The organism is Mycobacterium sp. TY815 (assembly GCF_030755135.1).
Lineage (GTDB): Bacteria > Actinomycetota > Actinomycetes > Mycobacteriales > Mycobacteriaceae > Mycobacterium.
Genome location: NZ_JAUFRX010000003.1, coordinates 552,131 through 571,810, shown reverse-complemented (window position 1 = coordinate 571,810; position 19,680 = coordinate 552,131). Strand labels below are relative to the sequence as shown.

Sequence of the window (19,680 nt, the reverse complement as noted above, 5' to 3'; positions counted from 1 at the left end):
AATGTCCGACGATCAGCCGGCGGTTCCCGACGTCGATAGGCTCGCCCGGTCGATGTTGATGCTGCACGGTGATCACCATGATCACGACGAGCCGCACGGCTCCAACGGAGGGTCCGGTTCGTGGTCGAAGTCACGGGATTTCGCCGACGATCCGCAGCGGGCCGCGGCGGTGGCCGAGGCCAGCCGCGCGGACCGGGAGCGCTATCTCACTGGCGGGCTACGCCCGGTGGACTGCCGCTTCTGTCACGTCACCGTATCGGTGCGCTGGTTGGGTCCGGGTCACACTGCGGTGCAATGGAATACCGAGGCGTCGCAGCGGTGTGCGCACTTCGCCGAGGTGCGGGCCTGCGGTGGGAACACTGCACGCACCCGTTCCTGCCCCCGGCTCTCCGACAGCATCGAACATGCGGTGGCCGAAGGGATCCTGGAGGCTGCGGAGTAGTTGTCGCTACGGGGCCGGGCAACGACACTGGCCAACAGCCGAAGTCGAGTGCCGCGCTGCCCGAGTAGCAGCGACAGGCAGCGCCGATCACAGCCCGGCGAACCGCTCCTTGACTTGCTCGGCGGTCAGCCCATAATCGGCCAGCGAGTACTTGTGCTTGGGCGCACGCGCACCGGTCTGACTCTCGGCGTGACTGTCCTCCATCGCCTTTCGCGCCTCGTCGGTCAGTGTCAGACCGAAATGGCGGTATACCGAGGCGACCGTGCCCAACGGGTCGGCGATCAGATCACGGTAGTCCACATCGCAGAACTGAGCCGGATTGTGCGACGCGCGAACGGTATTGAAGCGCTCCAGCCCCCGCGACCAGGTTTCCATCGAGTCGGCGCCGATCTGGGCGCCGGTGAACGACGTCGACCAGCCTTCAACGGTGTGCTGCGCCAACGAGCACATTGACGCCATGATCGTCTCCACCGGCCGGTGGGTCTGGATCACCAAAGCGTCAGGATAGGTCGCCATCAACGCGTCCAGCGCGAACAGATGGCTGGGATTCTTGAGCACCCAACGCTTGTCGGCGTCATTCATTCCGATGAGCTGGAGATTGCGGCGGTGCCGTTGGTAGGACGGGGTCCAGTCCTGTTGCGCAAGCCACTGTGCGTAGCTCGGTACGTGGGCCAACGTCTCGTAGGACACCGAATGCAGCGACTGGCGCAGCAGCTGCCAGCATTCCTCCAGCTCGTAGGCAGCCATGAAGTGCAGCCCGGTGTACTCCGGGTTCTCCTGGTGGTGTTTGTTGAACTGCTCATTCAGCTGGCTGTACCAGGGGTTCGAGTCCCAGGTGTCCCGGGGCGGGCGGGGCTGCGGGAACTCGGCCAGCCACAGATGCAGTCCTTGGTGCGCCGGATCGGCGCCCAGCAGCCGGTGCAGCACCGTCGTGCCGGTGCGCGGCAGTCCCGTCACGAAAATCGGCTGCTTGATGGCCACGTCCGCATAGGCCGGGTACTGCTTCCATGCCGACTCCGACAGCAGCCGGGCCACCAGCGCGGCGCGCAGGAATACCCGATTCATCTTGCTGCCCAACGCCGTCAGGCCCGCTTCGCGCTTGTAGGCGTCCAGCAGCACGCTCAGCGCTTCGCGGTAGTTGTCGTCGTCAGTGCCGAAGTCGTCCAGACCGGTCATTTTGGTCGCCGACGCGTGCAGGTCGTCGACGGTTCCGACGTCAGTTCGCTCGGCCATTAGTTGTGGTACTCCCCGCAATTGACGTCCAGCGTCTGTCCGGTGATGCCGCTGGACAGGTCGCTGGCCATGAACAGAATCGCCGAGGCCACCTCGTCCTCGGTGGGTAGCCGCTTCAGATCCGAGTTCGCAGCGGTGGCCTGGTAGATCTGCTCGGCGGTGGTGCCGTACTTACCGGCCTGGTGGTTGAAGTAACCCTGCAGCGTGTCGCCCCAGATATAGCCCGGTGCCACGGAATTGACGCGAATACCTTGCTCGCCGAGTTCGGTCGCCAGCGACTGCGACATCGACAGCAGTGCCGACTTGGCCATCTTGTAGGCCCCGTACTTGGCCTGGGAGTGCCGGATCACCATTGAGTTGACGTTGACGACGGAACCATTCGACGCGGCCAGCGCGGGCGTGAATCCCTGGATGAGCCGCAAGGCCCCCAGCGCACTGAGCTCGATGGCGTCGCGGATGTGCTGAAATGTCGTGCCCGCCAACGGCTTCATCGACGGCACCCGGAACGCATTGTTGACCAGCACGTCGACCTTGCCGTACGCCTGCAGGGACGCCTCCACCAGGTTGCTCACCTGGGCGTCGTCGGTGATGTCGGTGGGCACCGCGACCGCCTTGCGACCCAGATCGACGACCTGCTTGGCGACGTCGTCCAACCGGTCCGCGCTGCGCGCTGCCAGCACCAGGTCGGCCCCTTCGAGGGCACATCGGCGCGCCAGCGTCGTGCCCAGGCCCGGGCCGACGCCACTGATCACTACCACCTTGCCGTCGAGCATGTCGGTCATCCCAGCATCCTTGCCGCAATCTGCAACTGGCGCAGCGCGATCCGCGTCCGCCAGTCGTCCTCGGAAATCTTGTTGTGCTCGAAATAAGGCAGCGAAGCCGGCACCGCGTCGACGTCGACCAGCTCGACGGTCGGGCCGTCGGCCTCAGTCAGCTCCCGGGACACCCGCTGCCACCGGAACTGCAGGAACCCGCGCCGATGGCCCAGCGTCTCAACCCAATTGGTCACTCCGGGATTCTGTTCGCTGACGACGATGCGGACCTTGCCGTCCGGATCAGCCTGCGCCTGAGTGTTGTTCAGCGAAGTCTGGTGGTTGATGTAGTCCAGCGAGATGTACCACATGCTGCCCAGCTGGAAGCCCAGATACGGGGCGTCACTCACAGGCACCGTGATCACCAGCGCTTGTTCCGGTTGCAGGTCGAAGTGGCCAACCGACGAGTACTGGGTCGCCAGACCGCCGGGAGTCAGTCGCGGCGGCACCATGGTGTTGACCGGGATCTTGAGGTAGAACCACTGCGGAAACTGCAGCCACGTCTTGACCCGGTTGACCAGCTGTTTACCCGCTGTGGCATAACGCTTTTCGATCAGCTCGCGGGTCAGCGGCGGTGGCGCGGTGCCCGCGGTGTCCACCCGTTCGATGGTCAGCGTGCCCCGGGTGGCCGACCAGTCACCGTAGACCTCGCGCATCACGAGTTGTCCCGGGCTGGTCGGCCGCAACCGCCACTCGAAGGTGCCGTCGGCAGCGATGTCGAGTTCGCGGTCGTCGAACGCGGCCTGGCTGGCGGGCACGTTGTCGTCGGTGTATTCACCACCTAGCAACTGAAAGCTCAGGTCGGTGGTGGTACCGCGCACCCCACGCACCACGTAGTCGTGGTCAGCGTGGACGCGGGTGCCGAAGTAGAGGGTGTCCGGATTGTCCAAGCCCATCTTGGTGAACGGGCCGGTTCCGGACTGCAGGAAGGGATGGTCGCGTTCGTAGTCGAAGGCCAGATGCATGCAGCCGGTCACACAGCCGGCCAGATACTGCAGTCCTTCGAGGAGGTCGGCTTCGGTCTCGATGTGCGGGGCGGCAGCCACAAGCTTCTCGGCTTCCGCGATCGCTTCGGTGAGCGCGTCAGAAAACACGTAACTGACGCTAGAACGTGTTCCTATTTTGAGTCAACCGCGAACATTTGCGCGTGTCGCGCATAACGCTCACCGACGAAGCCCGATCACCTCAGGACGTGCACTCGTTGGCCAGTGTGATCAGCGCCTGACGTACGTCCGGGTGCCGATTGAGGTAGTCGACCAGATTGGTGCCCGACCCAGACGCCTGCGAACGCGCGGTGATCTCCGCCTTCACGTCGGGGTGCTTGTTCAGGTAGCCCTGTACCTGTTCGGACGCCGTTTGGCCGAAGGTGGTGTTGCACTGCTGGCCAGGGTCGGCGGCGGCCACAGGCATCACGATCAGCGCGGCACCGGCGGCACTCAGCAGTCCACCAGCCAGCATCCTGGAAATCCTCGAAGGCAGGGTCAACATCGGAATGCTCCTTCACGCGGCACGGGTTCTGCAGTCGAGGGTACTCGCGCGCAGGTGACAAAAACCGCGGCAAAAATGCACCACGGCCACGATGAGCGGCCGCTGCTGACGCTCCAACCAGGCGCTTTAGGCGTTCGCCTCCTGCTCGCGCTTGATCTCCAGCGCGATGTCGATCAGCTGGTCCTCCTGGCCGCCGATCAGCTTGCGCTGACCCGCCCGGTGCAACAACTCATGTGCCGGGACGCCGTAGCGCTCGCCCTGACGCACGGCGTGCTTGAGGAACGAAGAGTACACCCCGGAGTAGCCCATGATCAGCGCGTTGCGGTCCAACAGGCATTCGGCCGGCATGGCCGGGCGCACCACGTCCTCGGCGGCGTCGGCAATGTCGAAGAAGTCGATTCCGGTCTTGACGCCGATCTTGTCGAACACCCCGATCAGCGCCTCTACCGGCGCGTTGCCCGCACCGGCACCGAACCGGCGCACGCTGCCGTCGATCTGCTTGGCGCCGGCGCGCACCGCCTCGACCGAGTTGGCCACCCCGAGTCCGAGGTTCTCATGTCCGTGGAAGCCCACCTGCGCGTCCTCGCCGAGTTCGGCGACCAGCGCCGACACCCGGTCGGCCACACCGTCGAGCACCAGGGCCCCGGCCGAGTCGACGACGTAGACGCATTGGCAGCCGGCGTCGGCCATGATGCGGGCCTGTGCGGCCAACTTCTCCGGCGGGATGGTGTGCGCCATCATCAGGAACCCGACGGTTTCCAGCCCGAGTTCGCGGGCCAGCCCGAAGTGCTGGATGGAGACGTCGGCCTCGGTGCAGTGGGTGGCGATGCGGCAGATCGAACCACCGTTGTCCTGCGCCTCTTTGATGTCTTCTTTGGTGCCGACACCGGGCAACATCAGGAAGGCGATCTTGGCTTCCTGGGCGGTCTCGGCGGCGAGCTTGATCAGTTCCTGCTCGGGGGTCTTGGAGAAGCCGTAGTTGAACGACGAGCCCCCGAGGCCGTCGCCGTGCGTCACCTCAATTACCGGCACCCCGGCGGCGTCGAGCGCCGTCACGATGGAGCGCACTTCGTCCTTGGTGAACTGGTGCCGCTTGTGGTGCGACCCATCGCGCAGCGAGGTGTCGGTGATCCGGACGTCCCATGCGCCCTCGAAAATGTGGCCGCTCATCGTGCGCCTCCCGTCACAGCCAGCGTCTCTTTGGCGATCTCCTCGCCGACCTTGGTCGCGGCCGCGGTCATGATGTCCAGGTTGCCGGCATACGGCGGCAGGTAGTCGCCGGCGCCCTCGACCTCCACGAACGTGGTCACCACGTGGTTGCCGCCGTTGACCACCGACGGTTCGTCGAATTGCGGCTCATTGAGCAACCGGTATCCCGGCACATAGGTCTGCACCTCGGCCACCACGTCGTGAATGGACTTCGCGATCGCGTCGCGGTCGGCGTCCTCGGGAATCGCGCAGAAGATGGTGTCGCGCATGATCATCGGCGGGTCGGCCGGGTTGAGGATGATGATCGCCTTGCCGCGGGCCGCACCACCAATGGTCTGGACGCCGCGCGAGGTCGTCTTGGTGAACTCGTCGATGTTGGCCCGGGTGCCCGGCCCCGCGGACACCGACGCCACCGACGCCACGATCTCGGCGTAGGGCACATCCACGACTCGGGACACGGCATAGACGATCGGAATGGTCGCCTGCCCGCCGCAGGTGATCATGTTGACGTTCGGGGCGTCCAAGTGTGCGCGCAGGTTCGCCGGCGGAATCACCGCCGGGCCGACCGCGGCCGGGGTCAGGTCGATGGCGCGGATGCCGGCCGCCTCATACTTGGGCGCCGCCGCCTTGTGCACGTAGGCGCTGGTCGCCTCGAACACCAAATCGGGCTTCTCGTCCTGTTCCAGCAGCCAGTCCGCCCCCTTGTGGCTGGTCTCCAGCCCCAGCTTGCGGGCCCGTGCCAAGCCTTCGCTCTCGGGGTCGATACCCACCATCCAGCGGGGCTCCAGCCAGTCGGATCGCAGCAGCTTGTACAGCAGATCGGTGCTGATGTTGCCCGATCCGACAATGGCCACACTCGCCTTAGCCGGCATATTGCTCCTAACCCCATGGTCGCGACCCGCTTCGCCCGGCTACGCCGCGCTCGCGATCGCTCCTATTCTGTTTGGTCGCGACCCGCTTCGCCCGGCTACGCCGCGCTCGCGATCGCTCCTCCTATTCGAAGGAAAGCCGAACGGTACCGAGGCCCGCGAAGTCCGCGACGAACTCGTCGCCGGCCCGCGCGTCGACGGCAAAGGTGCACGATCCAGGTAGAACGATGTCACCTTTCTTCAGCCGCACACCAAAACTTTCCACCTTGCGGGACAGCCAGGCAACGGCGGTGACCGGGTTGCCCAGCACCGCGTCGCTGCGGCCCTCGGCAATCAGCTCCCCGTTGCGGGTCAACTTCGCGTCGATCGCCTTCACGTCGACGTCGCCCGGCGATACCCGGGCCTGTCCCAACACGAAGCCCGCCGAGGAGGCGTTGTCGGCGATGGTGTCGCAGATCTTGATCTGCCAGTCCTTGATCCGGGTGTCGATGAGCTCGATCGACGGCACCAGCGCCTCGGTGGCGGCCAACACGTCCTCTTCGGTGCACTCCGCACCAGGCAGGTCACCCGACAGGATGAAGCCCACCTCGACCTCCACCCGCGGCAGCAGATACCGGGACGTAGGCACCGGGACATCCTCGAACACCTGCATGTCATCCAGCAGATGGCCGTAGTCGGGCTCGTTGACGCCCATCATCTGTTGCATCACCGGCGACGACAGACCCACCTTGTGCCCCACCACCCGGGCACCGTCGGCGATCCGCCGGCGGATGTTGAGCAACTGAATCTCGTAGGCGTCGATGACGTCGATGTCGGGGTACGCGGGCGAAATCGGGGCGATTCCCTCGCGGGTCCGTTCGGCCTGGGCCAAGTCGGCAGCTAGCGCTTCCCGGGTCGCATCAGTGAGCATTTACCGAAGTTCCTTCGTCCGCTTGACCGGGCCAGTAGCGCCCAGCCCGGGCAATTCTATAACGTGTTCTACATGACAGCACAGGAGTACGACGTCGTCGTGGTGGGTAGCGGCGGCGCCGGTATGGTGGCTGCCCTCACCGCCGCGCACCGCGGCCTCTCGACAGTAGTCATCGAGAAGGCGCCGCACTATGGCGGCTCGACCGCCCGCTCGGGCGGCGGCGTGTGGATCCCGAACAACGAGGTTCTGCGGCGCGACAAGGTGAAGGACACCACCGAGGCCGCCCGCACCTATCTGCACGGCATCGTCGGCGACGTCGTGGAGCCCGAACGCATCGACACCTACCTCGAGCGCGGGCCCGAGATGCTCTCCTTCGTGCTCAAGCACACGCCGCTGAAGATGTGCTGGGTGCCGCGCTATTCCGACTACTACCCGGAGGCGCCGGGCGGACGGGCCGACGGCCGGTCCATCGAGCCCAAGCCGTTCAACGCGCGCAAGCTGGGTCCCGACGAGGCCGGTCTCGAACCCGCCTACGGCAAGGTCCCGCTCAATGTGGTTGTCATGCAACAGGACTACGTGCGACTCAACATGCTCAAGCGGCACCCGCGCGGCGTGCTGCGCAGCTTGAAGATCGGCGGACGCACGATGTGGGCCAAGGCAACCGGCAAGAATCTGGTCGGCATGGGCCGGGCGTTGATCGCGCCGCTGCGAATCGGGTTGCAGCGGGCCGGAGTTCCGGTCGTGCTCAACACCGCGCTCACCGACCTCTACGTCGAGAACGGCGTGGTACGGGGCGTCTACGTGCGTGACGCGGGAGCTCCGGAGTCTGCGGAGCCACGGTTGATCCGGGCCCGGCGCGGCGTCATCCTGGCCTCGGGCGGTTTCGAGCACAACGAGCAGATGCGGGTGAAGTACCAGCGTGCCCCGATCACCACCGAGTGGACGGTGGGCGCCAAAGCCAACACCGGCGACGGCATCGTTGCAGGCGAAAAACTGGGTGCTGCATTGGATTTGATGGAAGACGCCTGGTGGGGGCCGACGGTGCCGCTGGTGGACGCCCCGTGGTTCGCGCTGTCGGAGCGTAATTCGCCTGGTTCGATCATCGTCAATATGTCCGGCAAGCGGTTCATGAACGAATCGATGCCCTACGTCGAGGCATGCCATCACATGTACGGCGGCCAGTACGGCCAGGGCCCGGGGCCCGGCGAGAACATTCCTGCCTGGCTGGTGTTCGACCAGCAGTACCGGGACCGCTACATCTTTGCCGGATTGCAGCCCGGACAACGGATTCCGCGTAAGTGGATGGAGTCCGGCGTGATTATTCAGGCCGACACGCTGGAAGAGCTGGCCGGTAAAGCCGGGCTACCGGTCGACGAACTCAGCAAGACCGTGGCGCGTTTCAACGGATTCGCGCGCTCCGGCGTCGACGAGGACTTCCATCGCGGGGAAAGCGCCTACGACAAGTACTACGGCGACCCGACCAACAAGCCGAATCCGAACCTCGGCGAGATCACCCACGCGCCCTACTACGCCGCCAAGATGGTGCCGGGCGACCTGGGCACCAAGGGCGGCATCCGCACCGATGTCCACGGACGCGCCCTGCGCGACGACGGCAGCATCATCGAAGGGCTTTACGCCGCAGGCAATGTCAGCGCTCCGGTAATGGGACACACCTACCCCGGCCCCGGCGGAACCATCGGGCCGGCCATGACGTTCGGATACCTGGCGGCACTACACATCGCAGGAGAGCGCTGACATGCCGATCGACGTCGAAGTCGCGCTCGCCGCGGAACTGGATCCCATCGAGTTCTCCTGGACGAGTACCGACATCCAGCTCTACCACCTCGGCCTGGGTGCCGGCGCCGACCCCATGGACCCGCGCGAACTGCGCTACCTGGTCGACGACACGCCGCAGGTGCTGCCCACCTTCGGTAACGTCGCCGCGACCTTCCACATGACCAAGCCGCCCACCGTGCAGTTCCCCGGTATCGACATCGAGTTGAGTAAGGTACTGCACGCCTCGGAGCGGGTGGAAGTGCCTGCGCCGCTGCCACCTTCGGGCTCGGCGACGTCGGTCACCCGGTTCACCGACATCTGGGACAAGGGCAAGGCCGCGGTGATCTGGAGTGAGACCACGGCAACGGCGCCGGACGGCACCGTGTTGTGGACGCAGCGGCGGTCCATCTTCGCTCGCGGCGAAGGTGGCTTCGGGGGTGAACGTGGGCCGTCGGGTTCGGACGCCGCACCCGACCGCGCGCCGGATCTCGAGCTGGCGATGCCGATTCTGCCGCAGCAGGCGCTGCTGTACCGGCTCTGCGGCGACCGCAACCCGCTGCACTCCGACCCTGAATTCGCTGCTGCCGCAGGCTTTCCGCAGCCGATCCTGCACGGCCTGTGCACCTACGGCATGACGTGCAAGGCCATCACCGACGCCCTGCTCGACGGCGACACCTCAGCCGTCGCGGCCTATGGCGCCCGCTTCGCGGGCGTGGCGTATCCGGGCGAGACGTTGCAGGTCAACGTCTGGAAGGAAGACGGCCGTTTCCTGGCCGGCGTTATCGCGCCTGCGCGCGACAACGCCGTCGTGCTCAGCGGCGTGGAGTTGGTGCCCGCCTAAACCCCATTCCGCCGAGTGTGCGGCCAGCCGCGCGTTCGGCCTCCGGTGTGCGGCTAGCAGCACATTCGGCTCCCCAATGCTGAGCGAACACGACTGATAATGTCGGCGGACTTGTCGCCGGCCAGCACTCGAATCACAGTCCAGCCAAGACGCTCGAGCATTTCCCGCCGCCGGCTGTCCCATTTGTACTGCCGCTGATCGGTTCTGTGCTGCTCACCGTCGTACTCAACTGCGACTTTCAAGTCGGGCCAGCCCATGTCGAGATACGCAAAAACGTCGCCAAACTCGTCGCTCACCGGAATTTGGGTCTGGGGCCTGGAAAAGCCGGCTTGCACAAGCAGCACCCGCAGCCAGGACTCCTTCGGAGATTGCGCACCGGCATCGAACAAGTCGATTGCCCGACGCGCACGCACGATGCCTCGTCGTCCACTGTATCGACGCGACAACAGCTCTACGTCCGCCGCCTTGATGTCGGTCGCCCGAGCCAGCGCGTCAATGGCCGCTACCGCTCTCGTCGTTGGATACCAGCAGCCGAGATCCAAGGCAGTCCTTACCGGGGAGGTGACAACCATGCCGTCGATAAGCTGGATCTCGTCTTCATCTATGCGGTCGCGGTGCACACGGATCCCGGGTGGGCACCGACGATTACCGTGCAGCAATTCCACTGCCTGACCATCGTCGACCCATCGGCTGCCGTGCAGCACCGCCGCCGAGTATCCCGCGAGTACTCCACAGCGACCCGTCCACAGCCACCCGGCCTCGGCTCGTGACGAGGCGGTAACCGCCGCATTCCGCCCCACATAGACGTCTGGAAACAGGCGGCGATAGCGGGTAGACAGTTCAGACTTGGTCAGGACTCCCGTAGCGAGGGCCTCGCTACCAATGAACGGCTCACGCACGGTGGCAGCCTCGCACGCAGGGCCGCGGCGGTCACTTCAACTGTCTACACCCCGCCGAGTGTGCGGCTCGCCGCACCTCCGCAGTCGAGTGTGCGGCTAGCCGCACACTCGCCGAAGGCAACAAGGCTCAGCCGAGGATCAGCCCGGACGTCGGCACACCCGTCCCCGCGGTGACGAGCACGTGCTCGACGTCCGGAACCGGGTTCACCGACGTTCCACGCAATTGCCTTACACCCTCGGCGATTCCGTTCATCCCATGGATGTAGGCCTCACCCAGTTGACCGCCGTGCGTGTTGATCGGCAACCGCCCACCGATCTCGATCGCCCCGTCGGCGATGAAGTCCTTGGCCTCACCGCGGCCGCAGAACCCCAACTCCTCCAACTGAATCAGCGTGAACGGGGTGAAATGGTCGTACAGCACCGCGGTCTGAATGTCAGCCGGCGAAAGGCCGGACTGCGACCACAGTTGATCCCCCACCACCCCCATTTCGGGCAGCCCGATCTCGGGCCGGTAGTAGCTGACCATCGTGTACTGGTCCGGGCTTGATCCCTGGGCCGCCGCCTCGATGACGGCCGGCCGGTGTTTCAGGTCGCGCGCCCGCTCCGCCGACGTCACCACGATCGCCACCGCGCCGTCGGTTTCCTGGCAGCAGTCCAGCAGGCGCAGCGGCTCGGCGATCCACCGCGAATTCTGGTGGTCCTCAATGGTTATCGGCTTCTCGTAGAAATAGGCCTTGGGGTTGTTCGCCGCGTGCCTGCGGTCGGCCACCGACACCGCGCCGAAGTCCCGGCTACCGGCGCCCGACCAGTGCATGTACCGCCGGGCGATCATCGCCACCTGCGCGGCCGGAGTCGAAAGACCATGCGGGTACGAGAACGAGTTGTCCACACCGGTCGAATCGGCGTTCTCGGTCAGCCGGGTCTGCACCTGGCCGAACCGCATGCCGGAGCGCTCGTTGAAGGCGCGGTAGGCCACCACTACGTCGGCCACCCCGGTGGCCACCGCGATCGCGGCCTGCTGGACGGTGGCACACGCCGCACCGCCGCCATACCCGATCTTGGAGAAGAACTTCAGATCACCGATGCCGGCCGCGCGCGCCACCGCGACCTCGGTGTTGGTGTCCATGGTGAAGGTGGTCAACCCATCGACGTCCGAAGGCGAAAGCCCCGCATCATCCAACGCGTCCAAAACGGCTTCCGCAGCCAGCCGCAGCTCGGAACGGCCGGAATTCTTGGAGAAGTCGGTGGCGCCGATCCCGACGATGGCCGCTTTACCGGACAACATCTACGCGTCCCCCATCGTCAGCGTCACGGTCGCAATGACATGGTTGCCAAGGCTGTTGGCGCCGATCACCTTTACCGTGATCAACCCGTCCTCGACCGCCGTCACCTCACCGGAGAAGGTCACCGTGTCGTAGGCGTACCACGGCACGCCGAGCCGCAGCCCGATCGACTTGATCAACGCCGACGGCCCGGCCCAGTCGGTGATGTAGCGCTGCACCAGACCGGTATCGGTCAGGATGTTGACGAAGATGTCCTTCGAGCCCTTCGCAACAGCCTTGTCCCGGTCGTGGTGCACGTCCTGAAAGTCGCGCGTAGCCAACGCTGTTGAGATGATGAACGTCGGGTCGCCGTACAACTTCAACTCGGGCAGGGCAAAGCCCACAGCAGGCGCGCTCATGCCTCCGGCTCCCAGGCGTACAGGGTCCACTCCGGCCCAGATTCCCCGGCCGGGAAATCGATATACGTTGCATGGACCGGCATTCCGATCTCCACCGCGGCGGGATCGACGCCGCGAAGTTCGCCCAGCATCCGGACGCCTTCCTCCAGTTCCACCAGCGCGATCACGAAAGGCAGTGTGCGGCCAGGCACTTTCGGCGCATGGTGCACCACGAAGCTGTACACGGTGCCGCGTCCGCTGGCCACCGCATAGTCAATGGGATCGGCCGGGTCCTGCCATACCGCCGGCACCGGCGGATGCTGCAGCGAACCGTCGGCCAGCTTCTGGATTCGCAGCTCGTGCGCCTTGACGCCCTCCCAGAAGAACGCGGTGTCGCGTGACGACGCCGGGCGCATCATCGCATCCGCGTCCAGGTCGTCGGGCACCGCAGCACCAGAAGACCCTGAAGCGGGCTTGAATTTCAGTATTCGCCAATTCATCTCGGCGACGTCTTCATCGCCGACCCGCCACACGATGTGCTGGTTGATGAAGAAGCCCTCACCCAGAGCGGTCTGCTTCGGCCCCACCACGTCGCCCATTTCGGAGGTGATGCTGACGTCCTCGCCGGGCCGCAGATAACGGTGATAGGTCTGCTCGCAGTTGGTCGCGACCACCCCGATGTAACCGTTGTCGTCGAACAACTTCATCATCGGGCCCATCGGGTCGTCGTCCGGGCGAGCGCCGTTCAGGCCGAACATGGTCCACACCTGGATCATTGCCGGTGGCGCCACCAGTCCCGGGTGACCCGCCGCACGGGCCGCGGCCTCGTCGACGTAGATCGGGTTGCGGTCGCCGATCGCTTCCACCCAGTTGTTGATCATCGGCTGGTTGACCGGGTCTCGCCCGGTGCGCGGCTTACCACCACCTGCCGCGACGATCTCGGCGATGGCTTCTTGGAGTTCGCTCATCGAGGCACCCTCGGCACCTTCAGACCCGCCGCCGCGATCATCTCGCGCATCACCTCGTTGACCCCGCCACCGAAGGTGATCACCAGGTTGCGTTTGGTCTGCGAGTCCAGCCACTCCAGCAGCTCCGCGGTGTCCGGCTCGGCCGGGTTGCCGTACTTCCCGACGATCTCTTCGGCGAGCCGTCCGATGTACTGAATCTTCTCGGTACCAAAGACTTTCGTCGATGCCGCATCGGCCACGTTGATGTCCTCGCCGGCCGCGGCGACCTGCCAGTTCAACAGCTCGTTGACCCGCCACAGCGAGTAGATCTCCCCGAGCGCCCGCTTGACGTCGTGGTGGTCGATCGGAGTGACGCCATTGCCGCCGGGCTTGGACGCCCAGGCGTGCAGGCGATCGTAGATGCCAGCGGTACGACCGGCCGGCCCGAGCATCACCCGCTCGTTGTTGAGCTGGGTGGTGATCAGCCGCCAGCCGCCGTTCTCCTCGCCGACCAGCATGTCGGCCGGGACTCGCACGTCGTTGTAGTACGTGGCGTTGGTGTGGTGCGCGCCGTCGGACAGGATGACCGGCGTCCAGGAATAGCCGGGATCCTTGGTGTCCACGATCAGGATCGAAATACCCTTGTGCTTCACGGCTTCCGGGTCGGTGCGGCAGGCCAGCCACACGTAGTCGGCGTCGTGGCCGCCGGTGGTCCACATCTTCTGGCCGTTGACGATGTACTCGTCGCCCTGGCGCACCGCCGAGGTCCGCAGCGAGGCCAGGTCGGTGCCGGCCTCCGGCTCGCTGTAACCGATCGCGAAGTGCACCTCGCCCGCGAGGATCGCCGGCAGGAACTTCTTCTTCTGCGCCTCGGTGCCGAACTGCTGCAGCACCGGACCCACCGTCTGCAGCGTCACCGCGGGCAGCGGCACGTCGGCCCGGTGCGCCTCGTTGACGAAGATGGATTGTTCGATCGGCCCGAAACCCAAGCCGCCGTACTCTTTCGGCCATCCCACGCCGAGCTTGCCGTCCTTGCCCATCCGGCGGATCACCGCTCGATAGGCCTCGTTGTGGCGGTCCTGCTCCATCGCTTTCGCCTCGTCGGACGAAATCAGATTGGTGAAATACTCCCGCAGCTCGGCCTGCAGCTGGCGCTGCTCAGGGGTCAAGTCGATAAACATTTACACTCCCACCAGATCTAGTCGGTGTGATGACCCGCCCAGCAATCGGGTCAGGTCCTTGATCGTGGAGTAGTACCGGTGCATCGGGTAGGTGATGTCCATACCCATGCCACCGTGCAGGTGATGACATGTCTGCATCACCGGTGGCGCCTGCGAAGCCAGCCAGTATCCGAGCACGTCGAGATCGGAACCGGCGTCGCGTCCCTCGGCCAGTTTCCAGAGCACCGCCTTGGACGCCAAATCGAGTGTGCGCGAAGCGATGTAGACCTCCGCCAGCTGCGCCGCAACGGTCTGGAATGTCGAGAGCGGCTTGCCGAACTGCTTGCGCCCGGCCACATAGTCAGCCGTCAGCCGCAACGCTCCGGCCACCAGGCCGGCGGCATAGGCACCGGTCATGGCCAGCACCAGTTGGTTGACCCGCGCCGCCGTAGCACCGGCCAGCACGTCGGCGTCGGCGACCGCGACATCGGTGAAGGTCACTGTGTACTCGTCGGAGCCGCTGGATGTCGGGGTACGGACCAGGCGCACGCCATCGGCATTGGGCGACACCACCACCACACCGGTGTCGGCCGTCACCAGCATCCAGTCCGCCGACTCCGCGTACCCGACAGCGACTTTCACCCCGGACAACCGCCCGCCGCTGAACGCAACCGAAGGCCGGTCCGGCAGTGGGGAACCGGGTTCGTTCAGTGCCGCGGTCAGCACCCCGCCACCGGAAACTGCGGCCAGGTAGCGGTCCTGCTGCTCCTGCGACGCCAGTTCGAGCAGCGGCACCACGCCGTAGCCCAGCGTGACCAACGCCGGTGTGATGGCGCCGTGGCGGCCTGCTTCGGTGAGCACGGTGCCCACCTCCGCCAGACCTACCCCGTCCCCACCCAGACGTTCGGGCACCGCCAATGCCGTCACTCCGCCGTCCGCCAGTGCGGCCCATGACAATTCGCGGCTCAGTACCGACTTCACGACGTCGGCGACGGCCTCCTGCTCTGCGCTGAGATTGAAGTCCATCGTGATCAGTGCGCCACCGCGTTTTTGCCGGTGTAGTCGACCTGCCAGTGCTTGATTCCGTTGAGCCAGCCCGAGCGCAGCCGCTCGGGCTCACCGACCGGGGTGAGGTCCGGCATGTGATCGGCCACCGCGTTGAAGATCAGGTTGATGGTCATGCGGGCCAGGTTAGCGCCGATGCAGTAGTGGGCGCCGGTGCCGCCGAAACCGACGTGCGGGTTCGGGTCGCGCAGGATGTTGAAGCTGTGCGGGTCGTCGAACACGTCCTCGTCGAAATTGGCCGACCGGTAGGACATCACCACCCGCTGGCCCTTCTTGATCTGCACGCCGCCCAGCTCGGTGTCCTCGCTGGCGGTGCGCTGGAACGCCGAAACCGGTGTGGCCCAGCGGATGATCTCGTCAGCGGTGGTCGACGGCCGCTCCTTCTTGAAGAGCTCCCACTGATCGGGGTTGTTCGCCAGGGCGATCATGCCGTGGGTGATCGAGTTGCGCGTGGTCTCGTTGCCGGCCACCGCGAGCATGATCACGAAGAACCCGAACTCGTCGTCGGAAAGCTTTTCGCCGTCGATGTCGGCCTGGATGAGCGTCGTGACGATGTCGTCGGTGGGATTCTTACCCCGCTCGTCGGCCATCGCCATCGCGTACACGATCAGCTCCATCGAGGACTGAGCCGGATCGACGGTGGCGTACTCCGGGTCGGTGCCACCGGTCATCTCGTTGGACCAGCGGAAGAGCTTGTCGCGGTCCTCCTGGGGAACGCCGAGCAGGCCGGCAATGGCCTGCAATGGCAATTCGCATGCCACCTGCTCGACGAAGTCGCCGCTACCCGCACTGGCGGCGGTCTTGGCGATGTTCTGGGCCCGCTGGGACAGCTCCGCTTCCAGCCTCCCGATGGCCCGGGGGGTGAAGCCGCGGGAGATGATCTTGCGCAGCCGGGTGTGGTGGGGTGCGTCCATGTTCAGCATGACGCTGCGCTGCAGTTCCACCTGCTCGCGCTTCATCTCCGGCGGCCAAGTCGGGATGGCGCCGTTCATCCAGCTGGAGAAGAGGTCGCTACGCCTCGACACCTCTTTGACGTCTGCGTGGCGGGTGACGAGCCAATAACCGTGGTCCTCGAACCCACCCGCGCCGCCGGGGATGTCGACCCAGTGGATCGGCTCCGCCTTGCGCAGCCAGGCGAGCTCCTCGACGGGCAAACCTGCGAGGTTGACGTCGGGGTCGAGGAAGTCGAAGTCGGCGGGAATATTGGGGGGTGCCATGTAGGGTGCGCTCCTTTTACAACACTATTTGCAACGTGTTCTAGTGCCAGTAAAACACGGCTCCTGCGCAGATAAAAGGCAGGTAACCATCCTTGCTTGTCATAGTAATGAAACGTGTTCTAGCCTGGCTTCATGGGTAACCCGGTAATCGTCGAAGCCACTCGCAGCCCTATCGGCAAGCGCAATGGATGGCTCTCAGGACTGCATGCCACCGAACTGCTCGGGGCGGTGCAGAAGGCACTGGTCGAGAAGGCCGGTATTGAGGCCGGAGACGTCGAACAACTCGTCGGCGGCTGCGTCACGCAGTTCGGCGAACAGTCCAACAACATCACCCGGGTGGCGTGGCTGACGGCCGGACTGCCCGAGCACGTCGGCGCCACCACGATCGACTGCCAGTGCGGCAGCAGCCAGCAGGCCAATCACCTGGTCGCCGGGTTGATCGCCACCGGTGCCATCGACATCGGCATCGCCTGCGGTATCGAGGCGATGAGCCGGGTGGGTCTGGGCGCCAACGCCGGCCCCGACCGCGCGGCGATCCGCGCGGCATCCTGGGACATCGATATGCCGAATCAGTTCGAGGCCGCCGAGCGCATCGCCAAGCGCCGTGGCATCACCCGCGAGGAGATCGACGCATTCGGCTTCGCCTCCCAGGCGAAGGCCAAGCGGGCTTGGGAGGAGAACCGGTTCGAGCGGGAGATCTCGCCGATCGTGGCGCCGGTGCTCGACGAGAACAAGCGGCCGACCGACGAGCGCGCGCCGGTCACCCGCGACCAGGGTCTGCGCGACACCACGTTGGAGGGGTTGAGCCAGCTCAAGCCCGTGATGGAGGGCGGCATTCACACGGCGGGCACCTCGTCGCAGATCTCCGACGGCGCGGCCGCGGTGCTCTGGATGGATGAGGACAAGGCCAAGGCGCTCGGGCTGCGGCCGCGGGCCCGAATCGTCAGCCAGGCCAACGTCGGCGCGGAGCCCTACTACCACCTCGACGGTCCCGTGCAGTCGACGGCGCGGGTGCTGGAGAAGGCCGGGATGAAGATGGGCGACATCGACATCGTGGAGATCAACGAGGCTTTCGCGTCGGTGGTGCTGTCCTGGGCGCGGGTGCACGAGCCCGACATGGACCGGGTCAACGTCAACGGCGGCGCCATCGCCCTGGGCCACCCGGTGGGCTCCACCGGAGCCCGGCTGATCACCACCGCGCTGCACGAACTGGAGCGCACTGACCAGAGCACCGCGCTGATCACCATGTGTGCGGGTGGCGCGCTGTCGACCGGGACCATCATCGAACGCATCTAGACCGTGCACGTCTCCGAGGAGAGTCGCATCGCCGCGGCTCAGAGCTACATCGATGCACTCGTCAGCCACGACGCCGAAGCCGTTCCGTTCGCCGCCGGATGCACCCGCATCGAATTGGGCGTGAAGAACGGCTTCTCCGGTAATCACCTACGGCGCGGCCTGAATCGCGGATTGCAGTACCGCGTCATCGCCGATGCCACGCCCCCGCACTACCGCATCGAGGGCGACGAGGTACACGCCCGCTACGACGTCTTGAGCAAGGCGGCGCTCGCCGGTCGGCGAATCGCCGCGCGGGTCGACGAGACGTTCGTGATTCCGGCCGAAAGCCCCACCGGCAAAGCCGAAATCCAGCACATCAGAGCCAGTTTCACGCCGTTCATCCAGCACTAGGATCAATTCATGCCGAAATCTCCCCCGCGCTTTCTGAATTCGCCGCTGACCGACCACTTCATCAAGTGGATGTCGCGACTGAACACGTGGATGTACCGCCGCAACGGCGGCGAAGGTCTCGGCAGCACATTCCAGAAGATCCCCGTCGCCCTGCTGACCACCACCGGTCGCAAGACCGGTGAACCCCGGGTCAGCCCGCTCTACTTCCTGCGCGACGGTAACCGCGTCATCGTGGCGGCATCGAAGGGCGGCTCGGCCAAGAACCCCATGTGGTACCTCAACCTCAAGGCAAACCCCAAGGTGAAGGTGCAGATCAAGAAGGAAATCCTCGACCTCACCGCACGCGACGCCACCGACGAGGAACGCGCCAAGTACTGGCCGAAGCTGGTGGACATGTACCCGACCTATGAGGACTATCAGGCCTGGACCGACCGGACGATCCCGATCGTCATCTGCGACCCGTAAAAATCCCGCGACCGCGTTGATTCTGCGTCCAGGGCGCGACGCACCCGCACATTCGCACCCTGTACGCAGAGTCAACGCAAAACGCTAGGCCCCGTATACCGGAACCGGCGTCCGTGACTTGGCCAGCAGGTCGGTGACCACCGGCCCCAGCTCGGTGGGATCCCACTTCGCGCCCTTGTCGATCTGTGGTCCGTGCGCCCAACCCTCGGCGACCCGGATCAGCCCGCCCTCGACTTCGAAAACCTTTCCGGTGACGTCCCGGGACTCGACGCTGCCCAGCCACACCACCAGCGGCGAGACGTTCTCCGGGGCCATCGCGTCGAATCCACCGTCCTCCGGGGCGGCCATCGTCTCGGCGAACACGGCCTCGGTCATGCGGGTACGGGCGGCGGGCGCGATCGCATTGACCGTGATGCCGTAGCGCCCGAGTTCGGCGGCGCCGACGAGAGTCAGCGCCGCGATTCCGGCCTTGGCGGCGGAGTAGTTGCCCTGCCCGACACTGCCTTGCAGGCCGGCGCCGGAGCTGGTGTTGATGATGCGGGCATTCAGCTCGTCCGGGCCGACGGTGCCGGCCTTGATCTGCCGGCGCCAGTAGCCGGCCGCGTGCCGCAGGGTGGCGAAGTGACCCTTGAGATGCACACGGATGACCGCGTCCCACTCACTTTCGCTGGTATTGGCCAGCATCCGGTCACGGATGAATCCGGCGTTGTTGACCAGCACGTCGAGGCCGCCGAAGGTGTCGACCGCCGTGTCGATCAGGTTCTGCGCGCCGGTCCAGTCGGCGATGTCGTCGCCGTTGGCCACGGCTTCCCCACCGGCGGCGGTGATTTCGTCGACCACCTGCTGCGCCGGGCTTTCGCCGGCCGATCCGTCCAGGCCCACGCCGATGTCGTTGACCACCACCCGTGCGCCCTCGGCGGCGAACGCCAGGGCATGCGCACGGCCGATGCCGCGGCCCGCGCCGGTAACGATGACCACTCGGCCGTCAACCAAACCCATTG

At 65.6% G+C, this 19,680-nt stretch carries 21 protein-coding genes; 6 read left to right on the top strand and 15 right to left on the bottom strand.

From position 1 onward, the window contains the following. Position 1: 1 nt before the first annotated feature. On the top strand, positions 2-442 hold the full coding sequence (locus QXK92_RS28500) for a hypothetical protein (protein WP_306247418.1): 441 nt from the start codon (positions 2-4) through the stop codon (positions 440-442). Positions 443-529: 87 nt separating this feature from the next. Here QXK92_RS28500 and QXK92_RS28495 read toward each other — a convergent pair whose 3' ends face one another. The 7 genes from QXK92_RS28495 to QXK92_RS28465 form a co-directional block, all read right to left on the bottom strand. Continuing rightward, on the bottom strand, positions 530-1,675 hold the full coding sequence (locus QXK92_RS28495; protein ID WP_306247416.1) for a sulfotransferase: 1,146 nt from the start codon (positions 1,673-1,675) through the stop codon (positions 530-532). Beyond that, positions 1,675-2,457: an SDR family oxidoreductase gene (locus tag QXK92_RS28490; protein WP_306247414.1), complete on the bottom strand. Its 783-nt coding sequence runs from the start codon at positions 2,455-2,457 to the stop codon at positions 1,675-1,677. The genes QXK92_RS28495 and QXK92_RS28490 overlap by 1 nt, the downstream gene beginning before the upstream one ends. After that, positions 2,454-3,581: a hypothetical protein gene (locus QXK92_RS28485; RefSeq protein WP_306247411.1), complete on the bottom strand. Its 1,128-nt coding sequence runs from the start codon at positions 3,579-3,581 to the stop codon at positions 2,454-2,456. Before QXK92_RS28485 ends, QXK92_RS28490 begins: the two co-directional genes overlap by 4 nt. Positions 3,582-3,672: 91 nt before the next feature. Beyond that, the gene (locus QXK92_RS28480; RefSeq protein ID WP_306247409.1) at positions 3,673-3,975 is read right to left on the bottom strand and encodes a hypothetical protein; all 303 of its coding nucleotides are present in this window, start codon (positions 3,973-3,975) and stop codon (positions 3,673-3,675) included. Between the two features lie 126 nt (positions 3,976-4,101). Then, complete coding sequence (gene dmpG, locus QXK92_RS28475; RefSeq protein ID WP_306247407.1) at positions 4,102-5,145, bottom strand: 4-hydroxy-2-oxovalerate aldolase; 1,044 nt, start codon at positions 5,143-5,145, stop codon at positions 4,102-4,104. Next, positions 5,142-6,056 carry an acetaldehyde dehydrogenase (acetylating) gene (locus QXK92_RS28470; protein WP_306247405.1) on the bottom strand — a complete coding sequence of 305 codons (915 nt, stop codon included), beginning with the start codon at positions 6,054-6,056 and terminating at the stop codon, positions 5,142-5,144. Before QXK92_RS28470 ends, dmpG begins: the two co-directional genes overlap by 4 nt. 121 nt (positions 6,057-6,177) lie before the next feature. Continuing rightward, a complete protein-coding gene (locus QXK92_RS28465) occupies positions 6,178-6,963 on the bottom strand; it encodes a 2-keto-4-pentenoate hydratase (RefSeq protein ID WP_306247404.1) in 786 nt (261 codons plus the stop codon). Between the two features lie 72 nt (positions 6,964-7,035). On the opposite strand from QXK92_RS28465, the gene kstD reads away from it, so the two are divergent. Together kstD and QXK92_RS28455 are read left to right on the top strand one after the other, a co-directional pair. Next, complete coding sequence (gene kstD / locus QXK92_RS28460) at positions 7,036-8,718, top strand: 3-oxosteroid 1-dehydrogenase (protein ID WP_306247402.1); 1,683 nt, start codon at positions 7,036-7,038, stop codon at positions 8,716-8,718. Position 8,719: 1 nt separating this feature from the next. Beyond that, positions 8,720-9,580: a MaoC/PaaZ C-terminal domain-containing protein gene (locus QXK92_RS28455; RefSeq protein ID WP_306247400.1), complete on the top strand. Its 861-nt coding sequence runs from the start codon at positions 8,720-8,722 to the stop codon at positions 9,578-9,580. A 53-nt stretch (positions 9,581-9,633) separates the two neighbouring features. On the opposite strand, the gene QXK92_RS28450 is transcribed toward QXK92_RS28455, so the two are convergent. The 7 genes from QXK92_RS28450 to QXK92_RS28420 form a co-directional block, all read right to left on the bottom strand. Beyond that, a complete protein-coding gene (locus QXK92_RS28450) occupies positions 9,634-10,479 on the bottom strand; it encodes an endonuclease domain-containing protein (protein ID WP_306247398.1) in 846 nt (281 codons plus the stop codon). 127 nt (positions 10,480-10,606) lie between these two features. Further along, a complete protein-coding gene (locus tag QXK92_RS28445; RefSeq protein ID WP_306247396.1) occupies positions 10,607-11,764 on the bottom strand; it encodes a lipid-transfer protein in 1,158 nt (385 codons plus the stop codon). Next, positions 11,765-12,160 carry a MaoC family dehydratase gene (locus QXK92_RS28440; RefSeq protein ID WP_065047546.1) on the bottom strand — a complete coding sequence of 132 codons (396 nt, stop codon included), beginning with the start codon at positions 12,158-12,160 and terminating at the stop codon, positions 11,765-11,767. It lies immediately after the preceding gene. Further along, the gene (locus QXK92_RS28435) at positions 12,157-13,107 is read right to left on the bottom strand and encodes a bifunctional MaoC family dehydratase N-terminal/OB-fold nucleic acid binding domain-containing protein (protein WP_306247393.1); all 951 of its coding nucleotides are present in this window, start codon (positions 13,105-13,107) and stop codon (positions 12,157-12,159) included. The genes QXK92_RS28440 and QXK92_RS28435 overlap by 4 nt, the downstream gene beginning before the upstream one ends. Next, entirely contained in the window at positions 13,104-14,267 is a 1,164-nt protein-coding gene (fadE29, locus tag QXK92_RS28430) for an acyl-CoA dehydrogenase FadE29 (RefSeq protein WP_306247391.1), read from the bottom strand. The genes QXK92_RS28435 and fadE29 overlap by 4 nt, the downstream gene beginning before the upstream one ends. After that, entirely contained in the window at positions 14,268-15,272 is a 1,005-nt protein-coding gene (locus tag QXK92_RS28425; protein WP_306247389.1) for an acyl-CoA dehydrogenase family protein, read from the bottom strand. A gap of 5 nt (positions 15,273-15,277) precedes the next feature. Beyond that, positions 15,278-16,528: a cytochrome P450 gene (locus QXK92_RS28420; protein WP_306247387.1), complete on the bottom strand. Its 1,251-nt coding sequence runs from the start codon at positions 16,526-16,528 to the stop codon at positions 15,278-15,280. Between the two features lie 132 nt (positions 16,529-16,660). Here QXK92_RS28420 and QXK92_RS28415 point away from each other — a divergent pair, with 132 nt between their 5' ends. The 3 genes from QXK92_RS28415 to QXK92_RS28405 are packed head-to-tail and all read left to right on the top strand — an operon-like array spanning position 16,661 to position 18,679. Next, positions 16,661-17,824, top strand: a complete 1,164-nt coding sequence (locus QXK92_RS28415; protein ID WP_306247385.1) for a steroid 3-ketoacyl-CoA thiolase — start codon at positions 16,661-16,663, stop codon at positions 17,822-17,824. 3 nt (positions 17,825-17,827) lie between these two features. After that, positions 17,828-18,214, top strand: coding sequence for a hypothetical protein (locus QXK92_RS28410; RefSeq protein ID WP_306247383.1), 387 nt, complete (start codon positions 17,828-17,830; stop codon positions 18,212-18,214). A 9-nt stretch (positions 18,215-18,223) separates the two neighbouring features. Beyond that, positions 18,224-18,679: a nitroreductase family deazaflavin-dependent oxidoreductase gene (locus QXK92_RS28405; protein ID WP_306247381.1), complete on the top strand. Its 456-nt coding sequence runs from the start codon at positions 18,224-18,226 to the stop codon at positions 18,677-18,679. Positions 18,680-18,763: 84 nt separating this feature from the next. Here QXK92_RS28405 and QXK92_RS28400 read toward each other — a convergent pair whose 3' ends face one another. Further along, positions 18,764-19,678, bottom strand: coding sequence for an SDR family oxidoreductase (locus tag QXK92_RS28400; protein WP_306247379.1), 915 nt, complete (start codon positions 19,676-19,678; stop codon positions 18,764-18,766). Positions 19,679-19,680 lie beyond the last annotated feature (2 nt).

Coding starts and splice junctions, on each gene's coding strand:
- QXK92_RS28490 (WP_306247414.1), bottom strand. CDS start 2,457: ATGACCGACATGCTCGACGGCAAGGTGGTAGTGATCAGTGGCGTCGGC.
- QXK92_RS28440 (WP_065047546.1), bottom strand. CDS start 12,160: ATGAGCGCGCCTGCTGTGGGCTTTGCCCTGCCCGAGTTGAAGTTGTAC.
- QXK92_RS28470 (WP_306247405.1), bottom strand. CDS start 6,056: ATGCCGGCTAAGGCGAGTGTGGCCATTGTCGGATCGGGCAACATCAGC.
- QXK92_RS28405 (WP_306247381.1), top strand. CDS start 18,224: ATGCCGAAATCTCCCCCGCGCTTTCTGAATTCGCCGCTGACCGACCAC.
- QXK92_RS28480 (WP_306247409.1), bottom strand. CDS start 3,975: ATGTTGACCCTGCCTTCGAGGATTTCCAGGATGCTGGCTGGTGGACTG.
- QXK92_RS28415 (WP_306247385.1), top strand. CDS start 16,661: ATGGGTAACCCGGTAATCGTCGAAGCCACTCGCAGCCCTATCGGCAAG.
- QXK92_RS28465 (WP_306247404.1), bottom strand. CDS start 6,963: ATGCTCACTGATGCGACCCGGGAAGCGCTAGCTGCCGACTTGGCCCAG.
- QXK92_RS28495 (WP_306247416.1), bottom strand. CDS start 1,675: ATGGCCGAGCGAACTGACGTCGGAACCGTCGACGACCTGCACGCGTCG.
- QXK92_RS28435 (WP_306247393.1), bottom strand. CDS start 13,107: ATGAGCGAACTCCAAGAAGCCATCGCCGAGATCGTCGCGGCAGGTGGT.
- QXK92_RS28425 (WP_306247389.1), bottom strand. CDS start 15,272: ATGGACTTCAATCTCAGCGCAGAGCAGGAGGCCGTCGCCGACGTCGTG.
- dmpG (WP_306247407.1), bottom strand. CDS start 5,145: ATGAGCGGCCACATTTTCGAGGGCGCATGGGACGTCCGGATCACCGAC.
- kstD (WP_306247402.1), top strand. CDS start 7,036: ATGACAGCACAGGAGTACGACGTCGTCGTGGTGGGTAGCGGCGGCGCC.
- QXK92_RS28455 (WP_306247400.1), top strand. CDS start 8,720: ATGCCGATCGACGTCGAAGTCGCGCTCGCCGCGGAACTGGATCCCATC.
- QXK92_RS28420 (WP_306247387.1), bottom strand. CDS start 16,528: ATGGCACCCCCCAATATTCCCGCCGACTTCGACTTCCTCGACCCCGAC.
- QXK92_RS28445 (WP_306247396.1), bottom strand. CDS start 11,764: ATGTTGTCCGGTAAAGCGGCCATCGTCGGGATCGGCGCCACCGACTTC.
- QXK92_RS28500 (WP_306247418.1), top strand. CDS start 2: ATGTCCGACGATCAGCCGGCGGTTCCCGACGTCGATAGGCTCGCCCGG.
- fadE29 (WP_306247391.1), bottom strand. CDS start 14,267: ATGTTTATCGACTTGACCCCTGAGCAGCGCCAGCTGCAGGCCGAGCTG.
- QXK92_RS28400 (WP_306247379.1), bottom strand. CDS start 19,678: ATGGGTTTGGTTGACGGCCGAGTGGTCATCGTTACCGGCGCGGGCCGC.